The following is a 3,590-nucleotide window of genomic DNA, read 5'->3' on the forward strand; positions in this document are numbered from 1 at the left end:
AGTCGGTGCTTAGCGGGTGATTATACAAATTGATTTAGAAAGACCTAATTAATAAAAAGTAGAATTGATATGATTTTTTTAGCAATTATAAATCACATGAAGCCCTAAATGTAAACTTGACAAAGTAGGATTACTTTTAATAATTGCTTTAATTAATTATTTAAAATAGAAAGGTACTAATGTTTAGTATTGGCTTAAAGCCTTAAGCATTAAGCATTTCGCATTAAGCTGAAAACGCATAATTCACATCTTCCTCCACAGCACTTCAAACACATTTACGTGGTACCACAATTTTAAGAAGACACAATAACAAATAATGAGTCCAATTAAAAAAGCAATAATTAATCCAGGTATACCACCAATAATTGCAGATTTTGTTTTTTTGAAAAAGTGCTTTGATAAAATCTCAGATAAGCCACTCAGCAATTCAAATACCGGATAATAAATTACAAGAATAATCCCCATTTTAATAGCTGTTAAGGTATACGGGTCTTTATATCCTGGATGGATATTTAAATAATTTTTCGCAATGGTTGATACAATTTCAGCTATAAATAATGTTAAAATAAATATAAAAACCTTTGTTATAGATTTTGAGTTCATAGATCAAAATGGATAATTGGAATGTCTAAGATAAGCAGACTTTATTAAAAAGGAATAAAAAATGACGCAAACAAATTCCGAGTATTGAATGTTACAATAAAATCTAGTTTGATTTAATTTACGTATATCTTTTATGAGAAAAACGCTACTAATTACCATTCTACTTTTAGTATTCTTATCTTGTAAAATGAAAGATGATGCAAGTAACATTACCCCAGCAGTTGTTGTTGTAAAAGAACCGATTCGCTATTTGGCACTGGGTGATTCGTATACGATTGGGGAGAGTGTGCCTGCTTCAGATAATTTCCCTGCGCAGTTAGCTGATTCTTTAAATGCATCTGGCAAAAAAGTTAGCTCTTATAAAATAATAGCCCGCACTGGTTGGACGACTACAAATTTAATTGACGCGATCCATGCAGCTTCCTACAAAGATACTTTTAACCTGGTTTCACTTTTAATCGGCGTGAATAATCAATATCAAGGGAAAGACATTGAAACCTATAAAATAGAATTCGTTCAATTAGCAGAACGTGCTATTCAATATGCAGGAGGTAAAAAGGAAAACGTATTTGTCGTTTCCATTCCCGATTATGGTTACACACCTTTTGGAAAAAACAACCAAATGTATATATCCCAGCAGATAGATTTATTTAACGCGGCAAATAAGCAGCTTTCAGACTCTTTAGGTTTAAGGTATTGCGATATTACACCAATTTCTAGAAGAGCGCTCACAGAGCCTGATTTGGTTGCAGAAGATGGATTACACCCTTCTGGTAAAATGTATGCGGAATGGGTGGATTTAATTATGAAGGATAATTAAATAAATTCCAAAAAAACAAAAAACAAATTCCAAACGGAAAGAAATATCTTCACTATTTCACTTGCTCTAGTTTTAAATTATTTCTTTCCTCGCGCGCGTCTTTGATCGTTGCGTATCTACTCAATTAATAGTTTTTGAAACGTGCCATTTTTCATTCAATAAAATAAATTTAAAATATTTTCATTTAAACAATCTGATTTGGCAATAACCAAAAGTAAATACCAATGCTTGCGCTAGGAATTTTATGGCCGTTTGGAATTTGTTTTTTGTTTTTTTGGAATTTATACTATAGTTATTGATAGTCACTAATCCGCATCACTTGCTCCGCAAACGCATACTCTTCAGGTATATTCGATGCTACGACAATTGTTTTGGTTCCAATTAGTTTTTTGATTTCACTCAAATACCAATCGCTTCCTTGCTTATCTAGGTTGCTTGTTGGTTCATCTAAAAATAGGAGAGGAGTATCAGATAATAAGGCAAGCCCAAGCTTGGCGCGTTGTTTCATTCCCGATGAAAAATAACGAATCTCTTTATTTTGCCCTTTGTTAATGCCGCAATACGCTGCAAATTCGGCGCTGTTTTCTATGCGAATGTTTTTAAACGAGCGATGAAATTCAAGCAATTCGCTTAGTGTCATTTCTTCAATGATTTCTTGATAGGGAGAAACAAAGGAAATGCTTTTATATAAATCGCTATCATCTACTTTTTGAGTATCATTAAAAAATAAAACCGTACCAGTTGTTGGTACGGTTAAAGAACTTAATACTTGTAATAAAGTAGATTTTCCAGATCCGTTAGAACCTGTAATGGCAAGGCTTGAGCAACTTTCAACAGAAAGTGAGACGTTTTTGAAAATCCAATCTCTATTAAAACGTTTGCCTATGTTACTTGCTTCTATTTTCACTAGTCGCCAATTCCTTTCATGATACCTCTGTCAGAGTTACGCATGAAATGTATGATTTCATCCAATTCTTTTGAAGGAGCAAAATTCACTTCAAGGTGATTGAGTGCTTGAGAATTGTTAAATCCTCTTAAATAGATGACACGGTAAATATCTTGTATCTCGTTGATTTTTTCATTTGAAAAACCTCTACGTCTCAAACCAACAGAGTTGATACCGCAGTAACTCAATGGCTCACGACCTGCTTTAGTATAAGGTGGCACATCTTTACGAACCAAAGACCCACCAGATACCATAGTGTGAGCACCGATTTTACAAAATTGATGGATTGCACTTGCACCACTAATGATAGCAAAATCATCTATGATTGCATGTCCAGCAACTTGTACAGCATTTGCTAAGATACAATTGTCACCAACAACGCAATCGTGTGCAACGTGCACATAAGCCATCAATAAGCAATTTGCACCAACAACTGTTTTGAATTTGTCTTTCGTGCCACGGCTAATCGTAACACATTCTCTAATTACAGTATTGTCGCCAATAATGGTTAATGTTTCTTCCCCTTCAAATTTTAAATCTTGAGGTAAAGTGGAAATAGATGCACCTGGAAAAATTTTACAATTTTTACCAATGCGTGCGCCTTCCATAATAGTAACATTGGGGCCGATCCACGTGCCTTCACCAATTTCTACATTTTTATGGATGGTTGTAAAGGGTTCGATAACTACATTTTGAGCAATCTTAGCTTCGGGGTGTATATATGCTAATGGTTGATTCATGTTATTTCTTTTTAACAATACTTGCTGTTAAACTTGCTTCACAGACTAAATTGCCACCAACGTATGCTTGTCCTTGCATTTTAGCAATTCCACGTTTGATTGGAGCAGTCAATTCGCATTTGAATACTAGAGTGTCTCCAGGTACTACCATGCGACGGAATTTAGCATTGTCGATACTTAAGAAATACGTCCAATAGTTTTCTGGATCAGGTACAGATTGCATTACAAAGATTCCTCCCGTTTGAGCCATCGCTTCAATTTGAAGTACGCCTGGCATTACGGGGTTTTCTGGAAAATGTCCTTCAAAGAACGGTTCGTTGATGGTAACATTCTTAACGCCAATAATCATATTTTCGTCAAGGTGTACAATCTTATCAACTAATTTAAAAGGATACCTGTGTGGAAGTAATTTATAAATTTGATTTACATCTAAAACCGGTGGTTGCGAAGGGTCATGGTGCGGAGCTTATTGGCGCGCACT

At 34.8% G+C, this 3,590-nt stretch carries 4 protein-coding genes and 1 pseudogene; 1 reads left to right on the forward strand and 4 read right to left on the reverse strand.

Features of this window, described 5'->3' with window-relative positions:
* Positions 1-243 precede the first annotated feature (243 nt).
* Complete coding sequence (locus Q0543_RS04915; RefSeq protein WP_299249950.1) at positions 244-603, reverse strand: hypothetical protein; 360 nt, start codon at positions 601-603, stop codon at positions 244-246.
* 133 nt (positions 604-736) lie between these two features.
* Here Q0543_RS04915 and Q0543_RS04920 point away from each other — a divergent pair, with 133 nt between their 5' ends.
* Entirely contained in the window at positions 737-1,423 is a 687-nt protein-coding gene (locus Q0543_RS04920; RefSeq protein WP_299249953.1) for an SGNH/GDSL hydrolase family protein, read from the forward strand.
* Positions 1,424-1,715: 292 nt separating this feature from the next.
* Here the strand turns inward: Q0543_RS04920 and Q0543_RS04925 are convergent, their stop codons facing one another.
* The 3 genes and pseudogenes from Q0543_RS04925 to fabZ all read right to left on the reverse strand — a co-directional run.
* Entirely contained in the window at positions 1,716-2,330 is a 615-nt protein-coding gene (locus Q0543_RS04925) for an ABC transporter ATP-binding protein (protein ID WP_299249957.1), read from the reverse strand.
* On the reverse strand, positions 2,330-3,109 hold the full coding sequence (gene lpxA, locus Q0543_RS04930; RefSeq protein ID WP_299249959.1) for an acyl-ACP--UDP-N-acetylglucosamine O-acyltransferase: 780 nt from the start codon (positions 3,107-3,109) through the stop codon (positions 2,330-2,332). The genes Q0543_RS04925 and lpxA overlap by 1 nt, the downstream gene beginning before the upstream one ends.
* Before the next feature lies 1 nt (position 3,110).
* Positions 3,111-3,572 (reverse strand): annotated as a pseudogene (fabZ, locus tag Q0543_RS04935) (3-hydroxyacyl-ACP dehydratase FabZ); the annotation flags it as partial.
* Positions 3,573-3,590: the final 18 nt, after the last annotated feature.

This window comes from uncultured Cytophaga sp. (assembly GCF_937863595.1).
Classification (GTDB): domain Bacteria; phylum Bacteroidota; class Bacteroidia; order Cytophagales; family Cytophagaceae; genus Cytophaga.

Excerpts from the sequence above, each read along its gene's own strand:
- Q0543_RS04915 (WP_299249950.1), bottom strand. The coding sequence starts at position 603 with ATGAACTCAAAATCTATAACAAAGGTTTTTATATTTATTTTAACATTA.
- Q0543_RS04920 (WP_299249953.1), top strand. The coding sequence starts at position 737 with ATGAGAAAAACGCTACTAATTACCATTCTACTTTTAGTATTCTTATCT.
- lpxA (WP_299249959.1), bottom strand. The coding sequence starts at position 3,109 with ATGAATCAACCATTAGCATATATACACCCCGAAGCTAAGATTGCTCAA.